This is a genomic window from Henriciella aquimarina, assembly GCF_002088975.1.
Taxonomy (GTDB): Bacteria; Pseudomonadota; Alphaproteobacteria; order Caulobacterales; family Hyphomonadaceae; genus Henriciella; species Henriciella aquimarina.
In genome coordinates this window covers 80,279-101,333 of sequence record NZ_NCST01000041.1, presented here as the reverse complement: position 1 = coordinate 101,333, position 21,055 = coordinate 80,279, and the positions used below count along the sequence as shown (strand labels likewise).

The window sequence follows — 21,055 nt, the reverse complement described above, 5'->3', positions numbered from 1 at the left end:
TCCAGTCGTGCTGCGCCATATGCAGTAGCCGAAGCCCTGACCGGGGCTGGGAGACAAGAACGGGAAACCGATACGTCAGGAGCGATATGATGAAACGGACGATGAACTGGGCTGCCCTCGGCCTTGCGGCAGGATTGCTGGCTGCCTGCGGCGGCTCCGGTGAGAGCGAACCTCAGGCTGACGCCCCCACGCCGCCCGCCGAGAGCGAGTCGGCCACCACGCCGGAGACCCCGGCCGAGACCGATGCGGCCAGCGAGCCGTCCGAGACGGCTGAGGCCGAGCCCGCCGCAAACGAATTTGCCGGGCTGCCCGAGCCCTACGCCTCTGCGGATTATGACCGCGGACGCCGCATCTTTTACCAGTGCCAGTCTTGTCACACGCTTGAAGAAGGCGGTCAGGCCGTTCTGGGCCCGAACCTTTACGGGCTGTTCGACCGCGAGGTCGGCACCAAGGAGGGGTTCGACTATTCGCCGGCGCTGCAGGAAGCCGACTTTACCTGGACGCCGGAACAGCTGGAGCAGTGGCTCGCCAATCCGCGGGAATTCCTGCCGGGCAACCGGATGAGCTTTGCCGGCGTGCGTCGGCCGGACGACCGCACAGCCGTCATCGCCTACATCATGGCGGAAACCGGCTACGAGCCGTCCTGATCTTTCTCTGCCATGCGGGGGCTCAGCCATCCTGTAGCCCCCGCATCAGCAGGCAGTCTGCCACATCGCCCGCGCCCAGCGCGGGCGCATTTGTTTCACGGCGCAGCAAGGCCTGGCTTTCGATGAAGGGCCGGATGAGCGAGCTGTCCTGATTGGCCGCCGGGGTGGCCACAAGACGTCCATCATCGGAAACCGCGAGCGCGGCGCGCATGAAATGTTCGCGCGGACCATTCGCCGCGACCGGCGCGGCGAGGCGGGCCGGGACGAAGCTGTGCGACCGGCCTGTCAGCAGCGGCTTCAGGAAGAGATGGGCGCAGACCAGCGCCGAGGCCGGATTGCCCGGCAGGCCGAGCACACGCTGTGCGTCGCGGGCCGAGAACCAGGTCGGCTTGCCGGGTTTGACCGCGATCTTCTGAAAGACGGGCTCGAACCCTTCAGCGGCGAAGGCCGGGCGCATCAGGTCATGATCGCCGACCGAGGCCCCGCCGACCGGCAGGAAGATGTCGATCTCGGGTGCGGCGGCGACTGAGTCCCGGATCGATTTCAGCGTGTCCCGGGCAATGCCGAGATCGACGGGGTCTCCGCCCCACTCCCTGATGAGGGCGGCGAGGCCTGCAGGATTGGAATTGACGATCTCGCCGGGGGCGAGGTCGGAGCCCGGTGCTTTCAGCTCATTGCCATTGGCGAGGATGCCGACGCGCAGGCGTTTATGGACCGTCAGGGCGGCGACATTGGCCGAGGCGGCGAGGGCCAGTTCGCCCGCGCCGAGCCTGGCGCCTTCAGGCAGGACGGTATCGCCTTCGGTGAAATCCAGACCGGCGGGCCGGATGAATTGCGACGCGTCATAGGCCTCCCGGCAGACGAGGGTATCGTCATCACGCATGGCGTCTTCCTGGATGACGATATGATCGGCGCCGTCCGGGATCTCGCCGCCGGTGAAAATGCGCACGGCCTGACCGGCGTCGAGGCGGCCTTCGAAGGGGGCGCCGGCCGGCGCTTCCCCGATCACGGTAAGCTTGGCCCCAGAGTTGCGGACATCGGCCAGCCGCACGGCATAGCCATCCATGGCTGAGACCGCTGCGGGCGGGCGGGAGACGCGGGCGATAACGGGCTCAGCCAGATGGCGCCCTTGCGCGCCCTCGAGCGCGACCGTTTCCGTGCCCGGTGCGATGGCCTGCCCACGCAGGAGCGCGAGCGCCTCGTCGACGCTGATGAGCCCGCTCAAACCGGGGCCTTCCGATAGTCGCCCGACTTGCCGCCGGTCTTTTCGATGAGTTCGATGCCGCCAATCACCATCGCCTTGTCGACGGCTTTCAGCATGTCATAGAGCGTCAGGCAGGCTGCCGAGACCGCTGTCAGCGCTTCCATTTCCACGCCGGTGCGCCCGCTTGTCTTGACGCAGGCTGTGACGGTCAGGGCCGGTTCGCCGGGCGCTTCCTCGATCTCGACCTTCACGCTGGCAAGTGGCAGCGGGTGGCAGAGCGGGATGAGATCGGAGGTTTTCTTGGCGGCCATGATGCCGGCGAGTTCCGCAATCGCGATCGGGTCACCCTTCCTGGTGTCGCGGCCGAGCGCGAGGTTCAGAGTCTCGGGCGCCATGCGCACCTGGCCCTGGGCGATGGCGACGCGCTCGGTGACATCCTTGGCGCCGACATCGACCATGCGCGCGCGGCCATCCGGGCCGATATGGGTCAGTCCGTCGCTCAATGCGAATGCTCCATGTCTTCCATGAGGCGCGGCATGATCTCGACAAGGTTGCAGGGCTTGTGACGACTGTCGAGCTGCAGCGAGATGACCTTGTCCCAGCCATCCTTCACCGCGCCGTTGGAGCCCGGCAGGCAGAAGATGAAAGTGCCGCTGGCGACCCCGGCAATGGCGCGAGACTGTAGCGTCGACAGGCCGACGCTCTGATAGCTCACCTGGTGGAAGATGACCGAGAAACCGTCGATCACCTTGTCGAAGAGGGGCGTGATGGCTTCCGGTGTGACGTCCCGGCCGGTGAGGCCGGTGCCGCCGGACGTGATGACAACGTCGACGTCCGGATCGGCAATCCAGGCCGAGACCTGCGCGCGGATGGCGGCCTTGTCGTCGGGCACGATCTTGCGGTCGGCGACCGTGTGGCCTGCGCCCTCGATGCGCTGGACGAGCGTCAGCCCGGACGTGTCGGTGTCGAGCGTGCGCGTGTCGCTCATCACCAGAACGGCGATGCGCACGGGTTTGAAGGCGAGGCTTTCATTGATGCCATGCATGGGGTCAGTCTTCTCCTGTAAGCGCCCAGCGGGCACTGTCCTGATAGTCTTCGGCGCGCGGCTCGATCCAGCGCTCGCCGGTGTCGGTCACTTCCTTCTTCCAGAAGACGGCCTCGGTCTTGAGATAATCCATCAGGAAGTCGGCGGCTTCGAAGGCGTCGCGGCGATGGGCCGACGCGGTGGCGACAAAGACGATCGGCTCGCCCGGGCCCATATCGCCGATACGGTGCAGGATGCGGATCGCGGTGAGCGGCCAGCGGGCTTCGGCGCGGGCGGCGGCCTGTTCGATGCCGCGCTCGGTCATCGGTGAGTAAGCCTGCAAATGCAGTATGCGGACGTTCTCGTCGCTGGCGCGGTCACGCACCAGCCCGGTAAAGCTGACGATGGCGCCGGCGCCGCTGGCGCGTGCCTCGAAGGCTTTCAGCTCGTCGCCCGCATCGAAAGGCTGCGCGCTCAGCGTGATCATCTCAGCCGCCTCCGACCGGGGGCATGAAGGCGATCTCGTCGCCATCCTTAACGGGGTGCGGGTCGGCCACGATTTCGCTGTTCACGGCGAGCCGCACGGTCTTTTCCAGCAGCGCGCCGCCAAGCGATTTCTCGCCGTCGAGCCAGGTGCGCAGTTGCAGCGTATTGCTGATATTGGAAGGCAGGGCGATGTGTTCCGAGGGGATGCCCGTAACATCGCCGAGACGTCCGAAATAGAGGATATCCGCCATGGCTTTAGCCCCCTGTGACCGACATGTGGCGCGGCAGGGCCGGGGCATCGCCGCGTTCGCGGATCGCGAATTCATGGCGCTCGGGCTTGGCAAAAAGTGCCCGGTCGAGCGCCCCGTCGAGGGCGGCTTGCGGATCCTCGCTTTCGCGGAGCGCGGCGCGCAGGTCGACATGGTCGTCCTGGCCGAGGCACATATAGATGCGGCCGGTACAGGTGACGCGCACCCGGTTGCAGCCGGCGCAGAAATTGTTGGTCAGCGGCGTGATGAAGCCGAGCCGTCCGCCTGTCTCTTCGACGCGCACATAGCGCGATGGCCCGGCCTGGGCGTCGCCGGTCTTCTCGTCTTTCAGCGTCCAGCGCTTTTCCAGCCGGTCGCGGATCTCGAAGAGCGGTATGTATTGATCGACACGATCCTCGCCGGTGAGGCCAAGCGGCATCACCTCGATCAGCGTCATGTCAAATCCTTCAGCATGCGCCCATTCTATCATCTCGGGAATTTCGTCCGCATTCTGATGTTTCAGACCAACCGTATTGATCTTGACCTTGAGGCCGGCCGCCTTCGCCGCGGCGATGCCATCAAGGGATTTCTGAAGGTCGCCGCGCCGCGTGATTTCGCGGAACATGGCCGGGTCGAGCGTGTCGAGAGAGACATTCACGCGCCGCACGCCAGCCTTGTAGAGCCGCTCGGCATGGGCCGAGAGCAGGGTGGCGTTGGTGGTCAGGGTCAGTTCTTCAAGGCCGTGATCCATATAGGCGCCCAGCCGGTCGAAGAGTTCGCCGATATCCTTGCGCACCAGTGGCTCGCCGCCAGTGATGCGGATCTTGCGTACGCCGCGCCGGATGAAGGCGGCTGCGACGGTTTCAAGTTCCTCCAGGCTAAGCAGATCCTTCTTGGGCAGGAAGGTCATGTGCTCGGCCATGCAGTAGCTGCAACGCAGGTCGCAACGGTCTGTCACCGAAAGGCGCAGATAGCTGACCTGGCGGCCGAAGCGGTCGATGAGGGGCTGGGTGGTCGTTGAGGGGGAGAACCCATCAGGCATGCGTAAGGCCTTCCAGTTGTTGGAGGTCGTCAGTGGTATCTATGTCCACGGCCTGGTCCGGCGAGAGGGCGACCGTGGCCGTGTTGTCGAGCGTCTCGAAAACGCGCTTGGCGCCGGTGTCGCCGGTGAGGGCGCCAAGCCTGTCGAAGACGGCGCGTGAGAAGATGGCCGGTGGCAGGCGCGTGTCGCCGGTCGCCGACATGACGGCGAGTTTGTCCGGTGTCATCGCATCGCGCAGCGCATGGAGATGCGCATCCGGTACGCAGGGCATGTCCGCCAGGAGGATCATGGCGGCGTCGATATCGGCCTCTGCCTGTCCGGCCGCGTCCAGCCCGGCCTTGAGCGAGGTCGACTGACCCTCGGCGGCGTGCGGGTTGAGAACGATCTGCCAGCCAGCCTTTGTGAGAGCGGCGGCGCGTTCGTCCTGGTCCGGACCGATGACGGCGATGCGGGCGCCGACGGTCTCATCGGCGAGGGCCCCTGATGCGCGATCAATAATGGGCTGGTCCGTGAGCGATGCAAGCAGCTTGTCGCCTGCCGCGAAGCGCTGCGACTGACCGGCGGCGAGCAGGATGAGGGCTGTCCTGGCGAAGGGAGTGCGGCGCTTCTGCTGGTGCGCCTCGATCACTTCGGCGAGGATGGAGACTGCCAGCAGGGAGGCGTCGCGCATGGAGGGGATCAGGCCAACGGGGCCGCGAATGCGCGCAATCTGATGGGCGGTCTGGCCGGCCTCGCGCAGTGTTTCGCAACGGCGGGCATGTGTGCGCCGGCTGCCGATCGCGCCGATATAGAAAGCAGGCCCGGCGAGCGCCTGGGTGAGCAGGCCGGTCTCCCAGTCCCTGTCATGGAAAGCGAGAACGAAGGCCGTCCAGGCATCGTCCTCTGCGGGCGGCAGGTCGTTCGGGGTCTTGAGGCGGACGGGCTCGGCCAGCCCCATACGGGTGGCCTGGTCGGCATCGTCGCCATCCGGCAGCCAGAGCGTCGTCTCGATGCCGGTCGCCTCGGCCGCGCGGGCGAGCGCCAGGCAGTCGGCTCCGCGTCCGGCAATGCGCAGGCGCAGCTTGGGCGTATAGTGGAAGCTGGAACTGTCGGCGGAGGCGGCCGGGTCGAGCGAAACCGTGCCTTCCGGCGTGATACTCAGCCTGACCGTCTCGCGCGCGACCAGCCGGTCATGGCAGGCGCGCAGCGTCTCGGGATTGGCGTCCGGCAACACGGTGACTTCGATCGCCCCGCCGCAGGGCAGGGGCAGGTCGGTGAAGGGGGAGCCCGCGCCATAGCGCAGGGCGCGGGCCTTGCCGGCCTTGATCGCTGCTTGGGCCTGTAGCACGACATCGGCGTCGATGCAGCCGCCGGAGATATAGCCGGCCGTCTCGCCATCTTCGGCCACAGCCATCATCGCGCCCGGGGCGCGCACGGCGCCGCCTTCTATGGTCGTGACGATGATGAGGGCCACGCCGCCGCGCTCACGCCAGGCGAGCCAGCGGTCCAGGACATCTTCGGCATGTTCGAGATAGGAGACGGTCTGTTCCATTGGTCTCCCGTTCTAAACGCTCATTGATAGCGAAGCCAGCGCTCAGGCTGATTTTTCTTGGGTCCGGAAGGTCTTGAGCGCAGGGCTGGCAGCCTTGCCGGCCTCTGCACAAAGCGTGTCATAAGCCTCGAGAAGATCCCGGCCCGTCTGCGTGAGGGACGAGCCGCCGCCAGTGGCGCCGCCATGGCTGGATTCCAGCAGCGGCGCAGTGAAGTCGCTATTCATCTCGTCGATGAGCTTCAGGGCGCGGGGATAGGACATGGCGAGCGACTGGGCAGCCTGCCGGATCGAGCCATGCTCGGCGATCGCCCGCAGCAGGGCGGCCTTGCCGGGGCCGAACCGCCCGCCATTGGCCAGATTGATGCGGATGCTGAGGCCGGGGCCCTGTCTCTCTGTCATCGTCTCACTCCCGGTGATTCCATGGCCAGGCCTTCGGCGCGCTTGGCGAGGTAGAGCTCGACGGCCTTATAGGTGTCGGAGCCATAATCAAGCGGCTCGGCGCGCACCCCGCTATCGCAATCGCGCAGGCGGCGCTGCAGTGAACCGAAACTCTGCCATTCCAGCCGGTAGCCTGGAAAGGCGTTGCCATGGCCCTGGCTGATCGTGTCGCCGCGCAGCTTCTTGCCCCAGCTTTCATTGTGACACTGGCTGCAGGCGAGATTGAACTGGCCGCGCCGCGTGTAAAAGTAGTCTTCGCCTTTCTCATACCAGCTCTGTGCGGCGCCGGAGATGTCGACCGACATTGGCACGCCGCGAGCGAGATAGGCGACATAGGCGGTGAGGCCCAGGAGGTCGTCACTTTCATAGTCGAGCGGTTCACGCTCCTGATGGCGCGCGCGGCAGAGATTGATCCGGCCTTCGATATTCACCAGTTCGCCGCTGTCTTCGTCGATGGCGGGGTAGTGGGCAGCGGCGCTCGCCAGTTCCTCACCCTCTTCGCCGTGGCAACTCGCGCAGGATTTTCCGTTGGCGGCGGCCTCGTGGAAAAGCGCGTCGCCCCTGTCGACCCAGAGGAAGCCGGGATTGGCGAAATCGTCATCCTGCAGGGCCTGCGTCTGCGGCTGCAGGAAGGTGTAGCCGGAGCGGATCTCGCCGGGCGCAAGCCTCGTGCGCTCGGGCGTGGTGTCCGGTGCGCTGGCTTCAGTACAGGCCGTGACCGTCAGGAAGGCGAGAAGGCAGGCCCGCATCATTCCACGGTGAGGTCATGCGTCTCCGACCAGCTCTCTCCGTCCTGGTCGGTCCAGGTAAATTCGAGCGTGCCGCTCGTGGTCGCCTTTGTGTAGAAGGTGAGGAACGGGTTGGCCGCGATGGCGGGGAAGAAGTTGGCCGCGAAGACAGTCTCGCCATCATAGCTGCATTCGAATTCGGTGATGATGTCGCGCGGAATTTCCTTGCCCTTGGAGTCGCTGCGATAGCCGGTCTCCATCGGATGCTGGATCAGCGCCTTGATCTCGATGACCTCGCCTTTTTTTGCGGTGTCGGGGGCGGCAATGCGGATGGTCATGGGGTGCTCCTATCCGATCACGCAGGCGGCGAGGGTGACGACGGTGCTGGCTGTGCCTTTCCAGAGGCTGCCATCATTCATTTCGGCAATCGCGCGCACGGTCTGGGTGCCGGCCATGCGGATACGGGTCGAGACCTCGGCCTTGCCAGCGCGGGGCCCGAGATGGAAACGGGCGACATCGGCAATCGGGTTGCGCGGCGAGAAGAGCGCGATCTGCTTGACGTAATCGTCTTCGCTCATCGGGCTGTCGACCGAAACGCCGATTGCAACCGAATTGCCGTTCTCGGCAATCGGCGGCAGTTTGACGGTGACCTTGCCGTCATTGATGAGCCGGTCGCCGAAGAGGGCGCGGATCGCGGCGTCCGCATCTTCCGGCGTCGCGCTGGCGCCAAAGGGCAGGGCGGCCGAGACGAGACCGGCGGTGCCCGTCAGCAGGATGCTGCGGCGGGTCAGGGGAAAGGCATGGGGCGGACGGGTCATGGGAGCAAGCTTCAGTTTTCCAAACGCGAAAGATAGGCCACGAGGTCTTCGATCTGCCGGGCGGTGAGGGCCGGTTCGCCTTGATATTCGGCGGCGACCTGATTGAGGCCCGACACCCGGTAATATGAGGGCATAAGCGTCTGCGGCCAAATCATTTGCGCGTCAGCGATGCGCAGGCGGATCTGGCCGGGCGTGAGGCGGGTGCCGACCCCGGTGAGCGCGGGGCCGACATTGCCCTGGAATTCGGCCTCCAGCCCGTCAATCGCGTGGCAGAGGACGCAGTGGCCCTGGTCGCGGCTGGCAAAGACCTCCCGGCCCCGGAGCGGATCGCCCGGCTCTCCGGTCAGCGAAGCGGTGATGGCGTCGCCGTCAATCTCGGCAGGTCTGGCGAGGCGCTCATCACTGTGCCCGTTGCAGGCCGTCATGGCGGCGAGGAGGCATAGGGCGGCCATGGGCCTCATCCGCCGAAGACCTCGGCGGTGATTGTCTGGAACCAGGCTTCGGCCTGCGCGGCCTCGGCCTGACGCACATCGCCTGGCGCGCCTTCCGGCGAGAGCCCGCCCGCGCCTTCCTTGCTGGTGGGTGTGCCGCCTTCATTGCCGTAGACGCCGGTGATCGAGACCGCCGCGTCCGGCGTGACATAGGAGTAGCAGGTATTGGCCAGCACGGTCGCCTGCGGTTCGAGGCCGGACAGGATGCGGGCGATCTGCATGGCGCAGAGCTTGCCCTGAAGGTTGGCCGAGAAGGCCGATTTCGGCATCGGCGCGGCGATGGTCGCGTCCCCGATGACGTGGATATCCTTCTGAAGCGGCGAGGAGAAGTCGAGCCCATTGATCGGGCACCAGCCCGTCTCGTCGGCGACCCCGGCGCGCTCGGCAATCTCGCCGGCCTTTTGCGGTGGGATGACATTGGCGACATCGGCCTGGATATCCTCGAAATCGGTCGAGAGCGTCATGCTAGCCGGATCGACCGAGACGACCCGCCCGAAATCGGCCGCGCCGCGCCATTCGAGATGCTCGGGATAGTGTTCGGCCCAGGCTTCAAGGAAAAGCGGCTTCTTGGAGAAGACATCCTTGGCATCCAGGATGAGCAGTTTCGCATTCGGCTTCTGCGTCTTGAGATAGTGTGCGATCAGGCTGGCCCGCTCATACGGGCCGGGCGGACACCGGAAAGGCGCGGCCGGGGCCGACATGACGACCAGTCCTCCATCTTCCATCGCCTCCAGCTGCTGGCGCAGAAGCGTGGTCTGCGGCCCGGCCTTCCAGGCATGCGGCATGACCTCGGCAGCGGCTTCGTCGTAGCCTTCGAGTGCGCCCCAGCGGATGTCGATGCCGGGTGAGAGGACGAGCTTGTCATAGACCGCTTCCCCGCCGCCTTCGAGCGAGACGGTGCGCCTGGCCGGATCGACGTCGATGGCGCGCTGGGCGACCACCTCGATTCCTGCCGCGCGCAAGCTGTCATAGCCGAAGCGCTGGGCCTCGATGTCGCGCAGGCCGGCAATGACGAGATTGCTGAACGGGCAGGCGTGATAGGCCGCGTTCGGTTCGATCAGCGTGACCGAGGCGTTCGGCAGATAGGTCTTGAGAAAGCGGGCCGCCGTGGCACCGCCGAAGCCGCCGCCGACGACGACAAGGCGCGCCGATGTCTGGCTGAAGGCTTGCGGTGCGAAGGCGGCCATGGCCGCTGTCCCGGCCAGGCCGGTCAGCACGCTGCGGCGATGGGGCAGGAAGGCATGCGTCATTGGTCGGCCTCACCGGCAATATAGGCGCTGATGGCGGCGATATCGGCTTCGCTATAGCCGCGCATCAGCCGGTGCATGACGGTCGTGCCGTCTGTCTCCGTCCTGTAGGCGGTGAGCTTTTCTTCAAGCGTCGCTTGTGTCTGGCTCTCAAGGCTCGGAATCGCCTCGCCCGCCGTGGCATGGCAGCCGGAACAGGACAAGGCGAGGGCCGCCGGCCGCTGCAGGGTGGGGTGGCCCTCGGCGTCTTCCGCTTTGGTCGAGGCCGGCGCGTCGGCCCCGGAGTCAGGTGGCCCGGACTCTGGCGCAGCGGCCTCGGGGCCGGCGTCGCAGGCGGCCAGAAACAGGCCGCCTGCGACGAGGCTTGTCAGAAAGGCGGCGGTGCGCCTCTGTCTCACGCGTCCCTCAGGCTCTGGTCCTTCAGCGGCAGCTGGCGGATACGCTTGCCGGTGGCCGCATGGATCGCGTTCAGAACGGCCGGGGCAGTCACGGCGATGGTTGGCTCGCCAACCCCGCCCCAGAAGCCGCCGGAGGGCATCAGAATGGTCTCGACTTCCGGCATCTCTGCAATGCGCATAGAATTGTAGGTGTCGAAATTCTTCTGAACGGTCTCGCCGTTCTCGAAGGTGATTTCCTCGTGCAGCATGGCCGAGAGGCCATAGACGAAGGAGCCGGACACCTGGGCGTCGATCTGCTGCGGGTTGACCCCGTAGCCCGGATCGGTCGCCGCGACGATGCGGTCGATCTTGAGCTGGTTGTCCTCGCTCACTGTCACTTCCGCACAGGCGGCGGTATAGCTGCCGAAGGAATAATAGGCACACAGCCCGCGGGCCTTGCCACCCCCGGAGCCCCAGCCGGCCTTGTCGGCCACGGCCTGCAGGACAGCGGCGAGCTTCGGGCTGTCCTTCAGATAGGCGAGCCGGAACTCAAGCGGATCCTTGCCGGCCGCCAGCGCCAGCTCATCCATGAAGCATTCGAGATAGATCGCATTCTGGTTGGCGTTCACGCCGCGCCAGAAACCGGGACGAACAGGCGGGTTGCGCATCGCGTGATCGATCTTCAGCGCCGGGAAGGTGTATTTCAGCGACTGGTCTTCATAGCGCTCGTTCACGCCGGTCGGCAGAAGGCCCTGGAAGACCAGGAAGTCCTTGCCGTTATCGAGCGCCTGCGGCATCAGCCCGGCGAAAATCGACTGGCCGGAAATCCGGATCTTGAGGCCTGTCAGGTTGCCGTCGGCATCGAGCGCGCCCTGACAGCGGGCCTTGGTGATCGGGTGGTAGAAGCCATGCTGCATGTCTTCTTCACGCGTCCAGAGCACCTTGACCGGCGTGCCCGGCATCTGTTTGGCGATGTTCACCACCTGGGTGACATAGTCGCTCATGCCGCGCCGGCCGAAACCGCCGCCGAGCAGAAGCTTGTAGACATCGCATTGCTCGATCGGCAGGCCGGCGGCTTCGGCCGCCGCCGCAAGCGCGGACTCGCCGTTTTGCGTCGGGCACCAGACTTCGCACTTCTCCTCGGTCCAGACGGCCGTGGCGTTCATCGGCTCCATGCAGGCATGGTTCTGGTGAGGGGAATTGTACTGCGCCTCGATCACCTGGGCGGCGTTTTCAAAGGCGGCATCGACATCGCCGGCTTCATTGCCGATGAAGGCGTCTTCAGCCGTCAGGCCCTCGTCGAGATCGGCCTCGAAGGCGGCGGTGGAAAAGCCGGAATCCGGACCCGGTTCCCATTCCACGGGCAGGGCGTCGATGGCCTTCTTGGCTTGCCACCACATGTCCGCGACGACAGCGACAGTGCTGTCGTCCACCTTCAGGACCTGCTTCACGCCGGGCATGCCGGAGACGGCATCGGCATCGAAGGATTTCAGCGTGCCGCTGCGCATCGGGGCCTGCTTGACCGCGGCGTTCACCATGCCGTCGAGCTTGAAGTCGGCGCCGTAGATCTGCTTGCCGGTAACCTTGTCGGCGGTATCGAGGCGCTTCACGGGCTTGCCGATAATGGTCCACTCGGATGGATCCTTAAGCGGGACATCGGTGGGCGCCTCGACCTCTGCGGCCTCGTCGGCGACTTCGCCATAGGTGAAGGTCTTGCCGGAGGGGCCGTGTGTGATGACGCTCTTCTCGGCCGAGCATTCATCCACCGGCACGTCCCAGCGGTTGGCGGCGGCCTGGATCAGCATCATGCGGGCGGCGGCACCGCCTTCACGGACATAATCGTGGCTGCCGCGGATGCCTTGGGAGCCCCCGGTCGAGAAGCTGCGCCAGACGCGGTCGCGGGCGAGGTTCTCGCCCGGCGTCGGATATTCCGTAATGACCTTGTCCCAGTCGCATTGCAGCTCTTCGGCGACAAGCTGGGCGAGGCCTGTGAGCGTGCCTTGGCCCATCTCCGAGCGCGCAATGCGGATGGTGACGGTGTCGTCGGCCGCGATATGGACCCAGGCATTCACTTCCGGGTTCGGTTCGGTGTTTGCGGCGGTGTCGGTGCCGGCCTCTTCGCTGCCCGGCGAGCAGGCGGCGAGAATGCCGATGGTGAGGCCTGTTGCCCCGGTACCGACAATAAAGCCGCGGCGGGAAAGATTGATCGTATCAGCCATGACTGGAGCCCCCTCAGGCCTTTTTCGTTTTCGCGAGATGGATGCCTTCGCGCACCCGCGTGAACGTCCCGCAGCGGCAGATATTCGTGACCTGCGCGTCGATGTCCTCATCGCTCGGGTCCGGCGTGTTGTTGAGCATGCCGGCGACGGCCATGATCATGCCCGGCTGGCAATAGCCGCACTGGGGGATGTCCAGCTCGACCCAGGCCTGCTGGACCGGGTGGCTGCCATCTTCCGACAGGCCTTCGATTGTCGTGATGTCTTCCTCGCCCGACAGCGCGCCGATCGGATAGGTGCATGAGCGCACCGCCTGGCCGTCGATGTGAATGGTGCAGGTGCCGCACTGGGCAATCCCGCAGCCGTATTTCGCGCCGGTCAGGCCCAGATGCTCACGAAGCACCCAGAGAAGCGGGGTCGATTCATCCGCCTCCACCGAAACCGTTTTTCCGTTTACCTTGAGGTCCATAGCCAACCCCTCCTCATTCGCAGCTCGCCAAGTTTACCCGCCCTGCAAGGACGCAGTCGGTTTTGTTCAGGCATCCTGTCAGTCCGGTGCTGGTCCCTCTCGGGCGGCGGCTGGCTGGATGGTCGCTCCTGTTTATTACAGTCTATATAGACCGGCCGGTCCGGACCAGTAGGGCGCTTGCAAAAAAGTGCCTGCGCGGGCTGTAATGACCGGATTGTGATCGCTTGCCACCGGGCCGTCCGGGCTGTCGTGCGGCATAACACCTCGGGCTCAGGGCGCGACCGGTTCGTCGAACAGGCCGACATCGAGAATCGGTTCGGAATCAGTGATTTCCGAGCGGGCATCCACGATCTGGGCGACGCGTTCCAGGGCCGAGACGATCATCGATTGCTCCCACTCCGGCAGGGCCGTGAACAGAAGTTCGAAATGGTCCTGCAAGGGATTGGGAGAATTGCGCAACATTTCATAGCCTTTCGGCTGAAGGGCGATGACGACCCGGCGTCCGTCTTCGGGATCCCGCGTGCGCGCCACTAGCTTGCGCGCTTCGAGCTTGCCGATCAGCGAGGTGATGGACGCATTGCTGAGAGCGGTCATCTGGACCAGTTCGCCTGCGGTGGCCGCGCCCGGCCCGGAGAGGAGCTGAAGGACCTTGAGCTGGGAAACGCTCAGGCCCGTCGCCTGGGCCAGCGAACGGGCATAGAGTTCGGTCCGGCGTTGTATCCGCCGGAGCGCAATCAGGGCATCGGTCGTCTTCTGGTCCATGAAACCTATTCGAGTTGGGGCGCGAGGTCGGGGCCGAGGGCCTGTTTGAGAGGGGCAAGGTGCAGCTCGAAACGCCGCCACTGGTCGAGCCCCGCGGTGTTGATGGGCTGGCGGACCTGTTCGGAGCTGGCTGTGCGCACGGCCCGTTTGGTCTTGTGGAAGTCGATGCAGGCCTGTTCGAAGGGCAGGCCGCAATAGTCGAGAATGCGGTGGACCTGGCCTTCCAGGTCGGCGACGACGTCCTCATGCTGCACGCGCAGGATCTTGCCGGGCAGAACGCGGTCCCAGTGGTCCATCAGATCGACATAGTCGCGATAATAGTGGCCGATATCCTCAAGGCTGTAGCTGAATTCCTGACCTTCGGCGAAGAGTTGCTTGAAACCTGAGAAGCAGCAGGCCATCGGCTCGCGCCGGGCGTCGATGATCTTTGCATTCGGCAGGATCAGCTGGATAAGCCCGATATGCCGGAAATTGTTCGGCATCTTGTCGGTGAAGAAGGGGGCGCCCTCCCGGTAGATGCGGGTCTCATCGATATATTGACGGCCAAACGCTTCCAGCTGATCGGCAGGAAGTGTCTCGAGGATGGCGGGATAGCGCGGCTCGCCCTCGGCGCGTCGGCGGCCATTCAGCCGGTGAACGAGCGCCAGGATGTTCGGAAGTTCCAATGTGCCATCGACCATGCTGTGAGAGGCGAGAATCTGCTCGATCAGCGTCGACCCGGCACGCGGCAGGCCGACGATGAAGATCGGGTCGGGGGCTTCGTGGCCTTGCCCGCCCTGGGCAGAGAAGAGCGCCGGCGTGCAGACGGCCTTCTGGCGCTCCATCTCCTGCTCCATCCGCTCGGGCGAATAGCCGAGTTCGTCCCGCTTCAATTCATTGCCGCGAGCATAATACTGGAAGGCGGCATCTGCGTCGCCGCGATCCTCGAAAGCCTTACCCAGCGCGAAACAGAGATGGTAGCGGTCGGGCAGGGCGGTTCGCGGATCGGCCTCGGCGGCTTGCATCTGCTCGATCTCGTCTTCGGAGAAGCTGTAGGTCTTGAGGTTGGCGAGCGACCAGTAGGCATCGCCGAAATCGGGTTTCGACCGGCAGGCGGCGCGATAGGCGGCTTCAGCCTCTTCACGCTTGCCGATGGTCTTCAGGGCATGGCCGCGCACGAGCTGGATCTGTGCGCTGTCGGGCATGGTTTCGAGGATCTGGTCATAGACGCGCAGCGCTTCGTCGAAGTCTCCGACGGCGAGAGCTTCGCCGGCATAGGCGTTGTCGTAGACTGGATGACCCGGGAATTTCTCGCGAAGGATTTTCGCCTGCTCCAGCGCCTCGGCGTACTTCTGACGCTTGTGCAGGATGCCGATATAATCGAGGCGCGCCAAGGCATGGTCGGGGTCGAGGGCGACAGCCGTTGAAAGCAGGAATTCCGCGTCGTCGACAACGTTCAGCCGCGCGCCGATTTCGGCGAGCAGGCGCATGCCTTCGACATCCTTGGGGTGTTTCTGTTGCCAGGCGCGGACGATTGTCTCGGCGCGCGCGATCCGGTCTTCGTGGATCATGGAGGCGGCGGCGGCGAGTTCACGCGGCAAGGCGGCCAGGCGGTTGGCCTGCTCCTGGGCAAGGCGGGCGGCCGGCATATCGCCGAGCGCCTCGTGAAGCCTCGCCAGTTCGTGCCAGCTCGCTGTCAGGGCCGGGTTGAGGCGCACCGCTTCGGCATAGGCGGCGCGGGCCTCACCTGTGCGGTTCATGTCGCGAAGGCAATGGGCTTCTTCCTGCCAGGCGCGGCCATAGCCCGGACGGGCGCGGCGCAGCGAGGCAAGCGCTTGAAGCGCGCGGTCATGCTGGCCCAGATAGCGCAGGGATACGGCCTGTATGTAAAGCGCATCCGCATCGTCGGGGCTTGCGGCAACCGCGGCCGTGGCGGCCTCTGCGGCGCGGGCAAAATCACCCGCCTGAAGTGCTGTGCGCGCATGGGCGAGCAAGTCGGTCTGGGGTGACGTCTCGGTCAAAACTGTCTCCGAGGACCTGATAATCCTGAAAAAAGGTGGGCGGCCCCCGACTATAAGGGGCCGCCCACGGTGCGTCATGTCAGATTGTGTATTTCCTAGTAGTCATAGGAAAGACGCAGGCCGATCGTGCGAGGACGGCTCGTCGTGATGCGGCGGATGTCGTCCTGCTCGTTGATGAACAGCTCGGTGCGTTCATCCGTCAGGTTCTCGACGAACAGCTCTGCTCTCCACTGCTCCTTGCCAAAGCCGACGGCGGCATCGGCGGTGATGTAGGAATCCTGCTCTTCGCGGATCTCCTGGATCAGTGAGGAGTAGCTCTTGCCGGCATACTGGAAGCCGCCCTGAGCGTAGACGTCATATTCGCCGACCATCCACTCATACCGGGCACGGCCCGTGAGCTGCAGTTCCGGCACCAGCGGAAGCTGCGAGCCGACCGGGGCCAGTTCCGCAATCTGCGCATCGACCGACTTCAGCTCGGTGTCGTTGTAGGAGAAGGCACCGAACAGCGTCAGGTTGTCGGTAGCTGCCCAGGCGACATCGCCTTCAACACCGAAGATCTCGGAGTCGGCGGCGTTCTCGATGAAGGTCAGGATCGACACGTTTTCCGGGTCGAAACGCGAGACCTGCATGTCGGTCCACTCGACGAAGTAGACATTGCCGTTGAACTGCAGATTGCCGTCCAGCAGCAGGGTCTTCCAGCCGAGCTCATAGTTCTTCACGTCGTCGGTGTCATAGGTCGCCGAAACGGTCGGGAAAGCCGGATTGTTGGACGGCAGGCCGCCACCACGGTTCCAGCCACCCGGACGGAAGCCTTCCGAATAGGTCGCGTAGAACAGCTTGTCTGCGTCCGGCGTCCAGGACAGGTTGGCCCGGAACACTTCGCCGTCCGTGGTCAGCGGCTCGTCGGTGTGACCGCCGGAGACGTCATAGTCGCGGCCCGAATCGAGATCGTCCAGTGCGACGTCCGGCGTCGCAAAGATGCCGTTCGCAAAGTTGGACGAGCCTTCGAAATCGCTTTCGATGTCGTAGACGCGCAGACCGACGGTCGCGCTCAGCGTGTCCGGGATGAGGTCGTAGGTGGCTTCGCCAAAGAAGGCGACCTGTTCCTCTGTCCGGCGGATGTCGTTGAAGAAAGCAACACTCGACGGGCGTGTACGCGGATCGATCTGGACTGCATCCGCCATCGGCGCGTTCGGGGCGAAGCCGAGTTCCGTGCCGTCGAAGTTGGCGAAATAGTAGAAATCGTCGACCGTCTCGAGTTCGAAATCGTCGTAGAACACGCCAGCCGTGACACGGAAGCGATAGTCCTGCGGTGTCGAGAAGCGGAACTCGTGGGTGTTGCGCGTCTGCGTCTGGTCGATGATCGCCCCTTTGACCGGGTCCAGACACTCACGCCCGCCCGGTGTCACGAAGGCGGCCTGTGCCGCATTCCCCGAGGCGTAGGTACACGTGTAATAGTCGATGAAGGCACCGGAATTGTTGTACCCGGTATAGTCGACCGACTGGTCGATGCTGCGGTCCAGGAAGGAGCCGGTATAGACCACGTCCAGCATGGCAATCCGGCCTTCGATGGTCAGGTTGCCCTGCTCGAACTCGTCGTCGAGGCTGTCCTCGAAGAAGCGGTTGACGGCGAGGTCACCAACTTCCGGGTCATAGTCGAAGACGCCGTCGGCTTCGAGCTTCTGACGCGAATACTGGGCGGTGGCCGTCCAGTCATTGTTGATGGCGTAGGTCGCGCCGAGCCGGATGCCTTCATACGAACTGTCGTTGAAGTCTTCTTCGACGAGGCGGTTGTTGTTCGCCGTTTCATAGCTGACCGCATCCGGCGTCGCATTGGAGTCCGGGTTGATCGACGGATCGAGCGTGAACGTGCCCGGCTTGTTGTCGATATAGCCGCCCAGATTGACCGAGTAGAGCGCGGCCCGGAAGGCGAGCTTGTCCTCGATCACCGGGATGTTGACGTAACCTTCAAGTCCGGTGGACGGCTCGCCATCCTTGGTGATCGAATATTCGGCGTCCATACCGGCCTGGAACTCATCAAGCACGGGCTTGTTGGTGATCAGGCGGATGGTACCGGCCTGGGACGATGCACCGAAGAGCGTGCCTTGCGGCCCAGGCAGGACCTCGATGCGCTCCAGATCGGTCGCATAGACATCGAGGTTACGGCCGGGCGCCGTGATCGGCTGCTCGTCGAGATACATCGCGACGTTCGGGACGGTGCCCTGGGCGCCGGAAAGCAGCACGGTGATCGGCTGGACAGCCATGCCGCGGATGTAAACGGTGTTCTGCCCCGGGCCGCGGCCGCCGGACGAGACGCTCGGCAGCTGTTTGAGATAGTCGTCGAAATTGCCGACATTGAGATCGTCGAGGGTCTCTCCGTCGACGGCCTGAACGGCTACGGGAATGTCTTGGGCAGTTTCTTCGACCTTGGTCGCCGTGACGGTGACCGCCTTGAGCCGCTTGCTCTTCTCGGGAGCGGGCTGCTGATCCTGGGCCTGGGCGGCCACGGGTGCAGCAAAGGCGAGTGCGCCAAGGGCGAGCAGAGAAGCTCCACTCTTAAGTCGTTTCATGGTTTTCCCCATTTTTTCATTTGTACATGGCCTGCGTTACCCGCAGGCGAGGTGGACCAGAACAAGCGCATGAAAGCAGAAGGACGCTGCGCGCTCGGTTCTGATCGGCCAACTATTGGGATAGTTCGATTTGTAAAAGGTTTGGACGCATATGCGCCTGCGGCTGCCTTGTTAGCAGTCACTTTGATTTATGTTAAAGCAGTTAAAAATCATACACTTATATGCATGTGACATCTTTGTCACATATCTCGGAGAATATTTTGCTGATTGGAATGACACGTCAAATGTGTTCGATACCGCTCAGAGGACTATTTAGATGAATGAACAAAATGAAGGCCCGGACGATTCCGGGGATTCCATGAGTGATATCGAATTTGAGTCCGCCTATGACACTGATTACGAGGTCGGCCAGGACAATGTCGAAGTTCTCGGCCTCGACATCCACAAACCCGTCTTTTTCCTGAGCGCCGGTCTGGTCATCCTGTTTGCCATTGCGTCGCTGGTTTTCCGCGATGCGACGGCCGGTGGCCTGGAAGCCGCCAAGGGATGGGTGCTGCAGACCTTCGACTGGCTGTTCGCGATGACACCGGTCATCTTGGCCTTTTTCTGCCTGTTCCTGGCCTTCTCGCCACTCGGCCGGATCCGGCTTGGCGGGGTTGATGCCCGGCCGGAATTCGCCATCCACTCCTGGCTGGCCATGCTGTTTGCCGCCGGGGTGGGGATCGGCTTCATGTTCTATGGCGCGGCAGAGCCGCTGGCCTATTATTCCGACTGGGCCGGTACACCCTTCAATGTCGAGCCCGGCACGCCGGAAGCGCGCAAGCTGGCGTTCAGTGCAACGCTCTTTCACTGGGGTGTCTCGCCCTGGGTTATCTATGCGGTCGTCGGCCTGGCGCTCGGTTTCTTCGCTTACAACAAGGGGTTGCCGCTCACCATTCGCGCCGCCTTCTACCCGATTCTCGGTGAACGGGTCTGGGGGTTCTGGGGTCATTTCATCGACACGCTGGCCGTCATTTCCACGGTTTTCGGTCTGGCCACCACGATCGGTATCGGCGCGACGCAGGCGAGTAGCGGTATCGGCTATCTTCTCGACATGCCGATTACGCTCGGCATGCAGATCGCGCTGGTGCTCAGCATTACAGGCCTGGCTGTGATCTCGGTTCTGCGCGGCATGGATGGCGGGGTGAAGCTCCTCTCCAACCTCAACATGTTCATCGCGCTGATCCTGATGATCTTCGTCTTCATTCTGGGCCCGACGCTCACCATCATCAGCGGATTCGGCACGAACCTCCTAGAGTACATCAAGGACGCGCCGGCCCTGTCGAACGGGTTCGGCCGGGAAGATACGGCCTGGTTCCATGACTGGACGATCTTCTACTGGGCTTGGTGGATTTCCTGGTCGCCTTTCGTCGGCATGTTCATTGCCCGGATTTCGCGCGGGCGGACCGTGCGGGAGTATATGACCGTGGTTGTGCTGGCGCCGGTCGCGATCAGCGTGATCTGGTTCACCACTTTCGGCGAGACCTCGATCCAGCAATATGAAGGTGGCGTGGGCGATCTGGCCGAGGGTATGTCGACGGCCTCGCTGACCCTGTTCGAAATGCTGCACAGCCTGCCGCTGGCCTGGCTGACCTCGACGGCGGCGATCTTCCTGCTCGTCGTCTTCATCGTGACGTCCGCAGACTCCGGCGCGCTGGTGGTCGACAGCATCACCTCCGGCGGCAAGACGGATGCGCCGGTGCCTCAGCGGGTCTTCTGGGCCTGTATGCTGGGCGTGACGGCGTCCATGCTGCTCTATGGCGGTGGCCGCGATACGCTGGACTCCCTGCAGGCCGGCACCATTACGGCGGCCCTGCCATTTACCTCGATCCTGCTGGCCTGCTGTATCAGCCTCTTCCTCGGCATGCGTGACGAATTGCGCTTCATGAAAGCCGTGGAGGAAGCCGAGGCAGAGAGCAGCTCTGAGGCAGAGCAATCCGGCTCGGGCGCCTAGGAAAGAAGCGCCATTAGCGGCCCGGTGAGCCAGATGGTCCAGCCGGCCAGCGCGAGCCATGGCCCGAAGGGCAGGGCGGTCGTGCCTCGCAGGCTCTCGCCTGAGCGCCAGCTCATGAGAAGTGCGGCGATGAGGGCGCAGAGCGAGCTTACCAGCAGAATGTCCGGCAGGCCCTGCCAGCCTATCCAGAGCCCGAGCGCGCCGAGCAGTTTGGCATCGCCCCGGCCCAGCCCGTCACGGCCGCGGCTGTAACGGTAGAAAAGCTCGACAGCCAGCAGGAGAAGATATCCTGCCGCCCCGCCGATCAAATGGTCGGGCCAGTTGATCGGCTTTGTCAGGCACAGCATGAGAAGGCCGAGCGCTACGGCCAGAAACGTCAGGACGTTCGGCAGGAGGAAGGTGCGCCAGTCGATGGCCGCCAAGGCCAGAAGCGTCCAGCCGAACAGGCAGGACAGGATAAGTGTGCCGGCTGGTGCAAACGCCAGCGCACTCAGTGAGACCAATATGCCGGCCATCTCGCAAACGGTCTGGAGCCACCCCGCCGGGGCCTGGCAGGCCGGGCAGCGGCCTCGCATCAGGGCGACATCCAGAAACGGAGTCCAGGCTGTCCAACCGGGCTTTCGCCCGCAGGCTTCGCAGGCTGGCGGCCCGAGACGCTGCAAACCCTCCAGGCGCCAGTTCGCCGCCAGCCAGCCAGCGAGCATGCCGGCGAACGGGCTGGCAAGGATGAGCAGGCTTTCAGGCAGGGGCATCGGACAGGGATT

The 21,055-nt window shown here is 64.2% G+C and carries 22 protein-coding genes; 2 read left to right on the top strand and 20 right to left on the bottom strand.

Features of this window, described 5'->3' with window-relative positions; translation table 11 throughout:
* Nucleotides 1–89: 89 nt before the first annotated feature.
* Entirely contained in the window at nucleotides 90–647 is a 558-nt protein-coding gene (locus B8784_RS06860; RefSeq protein ID WP_233356007.1) for a c-type cytochrome, read from the top strand.
* A 22-nt stretch (nucleotides 648–669) separates the two neighbouring features.
* Here the strand turns inward: B8784_RS06860 and B8784_RS06855 are convergent, their stop codons facing one another.
* The 19 genes from B8784_RS06855 to B8784_RS06765 form a co-directional block, all read right to left on the bottom strand.
* Entirely contained in the window at nucleotides 670–1,872 is a 1,203-nt protein-coding gene (locus B8784_RS06855; protein ID WP_084396853.1) for a molybdopterin molybdotransferase MoeA, read from the bottom strand.
* Complete coding sequence (moaC, locus tag B8784_RS06850) at nucleotides 1,869–2,354, bottom strand: cyclic pyranopterin monophosphate synthase MoaC (protein ID WP_084396852.1); 486 nt, start codon at nucleotides 2,352–2,354, stop codon at nucleotides 1,869–1,871. Before moaC ends, B8784_RS06855 begins: the two co-directional genes overlap by 4 nt.
* Nucleotides 2,351–2,896 (bottom strand): molybdenum cofactor biosynthesis protein B, encoded by a 546-nt coding sequence (gene moaB / locus B8784_RS06845; RefSeq protein WP_084396851.1) that lies wholly within the window; start codon nucleotides 2,894–2,896, stop codon nucleotides 2,351–2,353. Before moaB ends, moaC begins: the two co-directional genes overlap by 4 nt.
* A gap of 4 nt (nucleotides 2,897–2,900) precedes the next feature.
* Complete coding sequence (locus tag B8784_RS06840; protein WP_084396850.1) at nucleotides 2,901–3,362, bottom strand: molybdenum cofactor biosynthesis protein MoaE; 462 nt, start codon at nucleotides 3,360–3,362, stop codon at nucleotides 2,901–2,903.
* 1 nt (nucleotide 3,363) lies between these two features.
* The gene (gene moaD, locus B8784_RS06835; RefSeq protein ID WP_084396849.1) at nucleotides 3,364–3,612 is read right to left on the bottom strand and encodes a molybdopterin converting factor subunit 1; all 249 of its coding nucleotides are present in this window, start codon (nucleotides 3,610–3,612) and stop codon (nucleotides 3,364–3,366) included.
* 4 nt (nucleotides 3,613–3,616) lie between these two features.
* Complete coding sequence (gene moaA, locus B8784_RS06830; RefSeq protein ID WP_084396848.1) at nucleotides 3,617–4,651, bottom strand: GTP 3',8-cyclase MoaA; 1,035 nt, start codon at nucleotides 4,649–4,651, stop codon at nucleotides 3,617–3,619.
* Nucleotides 4,644–6,182: an NTP transferase domain-containing protein gene (locus B8784_RS06825; protein WP_084396847.1), complete on the bottom strand. Its 1,539-nt coding sequence runs from the start codon at nucleotides 6,180–6,182 to the stop codon at nucleotides 4,644–4,646. Before B8784_RS06825 ends, moaA begins: the two co-directional genes overlap by 8 nt.
* A 42-nt stretch (nucleotides 6,183–6,224) precedes the next feature.
* The gene (locus tag B8784_RS06820; RefSeq protein ID WP_084396846.1) at nucleotides 6,225–6,581 is read right to left on the bottom strand and encodes a winged helix-turn-helix domain-containing protein; all 357 of its coding nucleotides are present in this window, start codon (nucleotides 6,579–6,581) and stop codon (nucleotides 6,225–6,227) included.
* Nucleotides 6,578–7,372: a sulfur oxidation c-type cytochrome SoxA gene (soxA, locus tag B8784_RS06815; protein WP_084396845.1), complete on the bottom strand. Its 795-nt coding sequence runs from the start codon at nucleotides 7,370–7,372 to the stop codon at nucleotides 6,578–6,580. The genes B8784_RS06820 and soxA overlap by 4 nt, the downstream gene beginning before the upstream one ends.
* On the bottom strand, nucleotides 7,369–7,686 hold the full coding sequence (gene soxZ / locus B8784_RS06810) for a thiosulfate oxidation carrier complex protein SoxZ (protein WP_084396844.1): 318 nt from the start codon (nucleotides 7,684–7,686) through the stop codon (nucleotides 7,369–7,371). Before soxZ ends, soxA begins: the two co-directional genes overlap by 4 nt.
* A 9-nt stretch (nucleotides 7,687–7,695) precedes the next feature.
* Nucleotides 7,696–8,166: a SoxY-related AACIE arm protein gene (locus B8784_RS06805; protein WP_084396843.1), complete on the bottom strand. Its 471-nt coding sequence runs from the start codon at nucleotides 8,164–8,166 to the stop codon at nucleotides 7,696–7,698.
* Between the two features lie 11 nt (nucleotides 8,167–8,177).
* Nucleotides 8,178–8,618: a sulfur oxidation c-type cytochrome SoxX gene (gene soxX, locus B8784_RS06800; RefSeq protein WP_233356006.1), complete on the bottom strand. Its 441-nt coding sequence runs from the start codon at nucleotides 8,616–8,618 to the stop codon at nucleotides 8,178–8,180.
* 5 nt (nucleotides 8,619–8,623) lie between these two features.
* Entirely contained in the window at nucleotides 8,624–9,907 is a 1,284-nt protein-coding gene (locus B8784_RS06795; protein WP_084396841.1) for an NAD(P)/FAD-dependent oxidoreductase, read from the bottom strand.
* Nucleotides 9,904–10,302, bottom strand: a complete 399-nt coding sequence (locus B8784_RS06790) for a c-type cytochrome (protein ID WP_084396840.1) — start codon at nucleotides 10,300–10,302, stop codon at nucleotides 9,904–9,906. The genes B8784_RS06795 and B8784_RS06790 overlap by 4 nt, the downstream gene beginning before the upstream one ends.
* Nucleotides 10,299–12,500 carry a xanthine dehydrogenase family protein molybdopterin-binding subunit gene (locus B8784_RS06785; RefSeq protein ID WP_084396839.1) on the bottom strand — a complete coding sequence of 734 codons (2,202 nt, stop codon included), beginning with the start codon at nucleotides 12,498–12,500 and terminating at the stop codon, nucleotides 10,299–10,301. The genes B8784_RS06790 and B8784_RS06785 overlap by 4 nt, the downstream gene beginning before the upstream one ends.
* Before the next feature lie 13 nt (nucleotides 12,501–12,513).
* Entirely contained in the window at nucleotides 12,514–12,966 is a 453-nt protein-coding gene (locus tag B8784_RS06780) for a (2Fe-2S)-binding protein (RefSeq protein WP_084396838.1), read from the bottom strand.
* A 270-nt stretch (nucleotides 12,967–13,236) separates the two neighbouring features.
* Nucleotides 13,237–13,728: a MarR family winged helix-turn-helix transcriptional regulator gene (locus tag B8784_RS06775; protein ID WP_084396837.1), complete on the bottom strand. Its 492-nt coding sequence runs from the start codon at nucleotides 13,726–13,728 to the stop codon at nucleotides 13,237–13,239.
* A 5-nt stretch (nucleotides 13,729–13,733) separates the two neighbouring features.
* Nucleotides 13,734–15,728 carry a tetratricopeptide repeat-containing sulfotransferase family protein gene (locus B8784_RS06770; protein WP_233356005.1) on the bottom strand — a complete coding sequence of 665 codons (1,995 nt, stop codon included), beginning with the start codon at nucleotides 15,726–15,728 and terminating at the stop codon, nucleotides 13,734–13,736.
* 95 nt (nucleotides 15,729–15,823) lie between these two features.
* Nucleotides 15,824–18,298, bottom strand: a complete 2,475-nt coding sequence (locus tag B8784_RS06765; RefSeq protein ID WP_084396893.1) for a TonB-dependent receptor — start codon at nucleotides 18,296–18,298, stop codon at nucleotides 15,824–15,826.
* A 316-nt stretch (nucleotides 18,299–18,614) separates the two neighbouring features.
* On the opposite strand from B8784_RS06765, the gene B8784_RS06760 reads away from it, so the two are divergent.
* Entirely contained in the window at nucleotides 18,615–20,291 is a 1,677-nt protein-coding gene (locus B8784_RS06760) for a BCCT family transporter (protein ID WP_233356004.1), read from the top strand.
* On the opposite strand, the gene B8784_RS21230 is transcribed toward B8784_RS06760, so the two are convergent.
* Complete coding sequence (locus tag B8784_RS21230) at nucleotides 20,288–21,043, bottom strand: prepilin peptidase (protein WP_158085613.1); 756 nt, start codon at nucleotides 21,041–21,043, stop codon at nucleotides 20,288–20,290. The genes B8784_RS06760 and B8784_RS21230 overlap by 4 nt on opposite strands.
* Nucleotides 21,044–21,055: the final 12 nt, after the last annotated feature.

Coding starts and splice junctions, on each gene's coding strand:
- B8784_RS06860 (WP_233356007.1), top strand. CDS start 90: ATGAAACGGACGATGAACTGGGCTGCCCTCGGCCTTGCGGCAGGATTG.
- moaB (WP_084396851.1), bottom strand. CDS start 2,896: ATGCATGGCATCAATGAAAGCCTCGCCTTCAAACCCGTGCGCATCGCC.
- B8784_RS06840 (WP_084396850.1), bottom strand. CDS start 3,362: ATGATCACGCTGAGCGCGCAGCCTTTCGATGCGGGCGACGAGCTGAAA.
- moaD (WP_084396849.1), bottom strand. CDS start 3,612: ATGGCGGATATCCTCTATTTCGGACGTCTCGGCGATGTTACGGGCATC.
- moaA (WP_084396848.1), bottom strand. CDS start 4,651: ATGCCTGATGGGTTCTCCCCCTCAACGACCACCCAGCCCCTCATCGAC.
- B8784_RS06825 (WP_084396847.1), bottom strand. CDS start 6,182: ATGGAACAGACCGTCTCCTATCTCGAACATGCCGAAGATGTCCTGGAC.
- B8784_RS06820 (WP_084396846.1), bottom strand. CDS start 6,581: ATGACAGAGAGACAGGGCCCCGGCCTCAGCATCCGCATCAATCTGGCC.
- soxA (WP_084396845.1), bottom strand. CDS start 7,372: ATGATGCGGGCCTGCCTTCTCGCCTTCCTGACGGTCACGGCCTGTACT.
- soxZ (WP_084396844.1), bottom strand. CDS start 7,686: ATGACCATCCGCATTGCCGCCCCCGACACCGCAAAAAAAGGCGAGGTC.
- B8784_RS06805 (WP_084396843.1), bottom strand. CDS start 8,166: ATGACCCGTCCGCCCCATGCCTTTCCCCTGACCCGCCGCAGCATCCTG.
- soxX (WP_233356006.1), bottom strand. CDS start 8,618: ATGGCCGCCCTATGCCTCCTCGCCGCCATGACGGCCTGCAACGGGCAC.
- B8784_RS06795 (WP_084396841.1), bottom strand. CDS start 9,907: ATGACGCATGCCTTCCTGCCCCATCGCCGCAGCGTGCTGACCGGCCTG.
- B8784_RS06785 (WP_084396839.1), bottom strand. CDS start 12,500: ATGGCTGATACGATCAATCTTTCCCGCCGCGGCTTTATTGTCGGTACC.
- B8784_RS06780 (WP_084396838.1), bottom strand. CDS start 12,966: ATGGACCTCAAGGTAAACGGAAAAACGGTTTCGGTGGAGGCGGATGAA.
- B8784_RS06775 (WP_084396837.1), bottom strand. CDS start 13,728: ATGGACCAGAAGACGACCGATGCCCTGATTGCGCTCCGGCGGATACAA.
- B8784_RS06765 (WP_084396893.1), bottom strand. CDS start 18,298: ATGAAACGACTTAAGAGTGGAGCTTCTCTGCTCGCCCTTGGCGCACTC.
- B8784_RS06760 (WP_233356004.1), top strand. CDS start 18,615: ATGAATGAACAAAATGAAGGCCCGGACGATTCCGGGGATTCCATGAGT.
- B8784_RS21230 (WP_158085613.1), bottom strand. CDS start 21,043: ATGCCCCTGCCTGAAAGCCTGCTCATCCTTGCCAGCCCGTTCGCCGGC.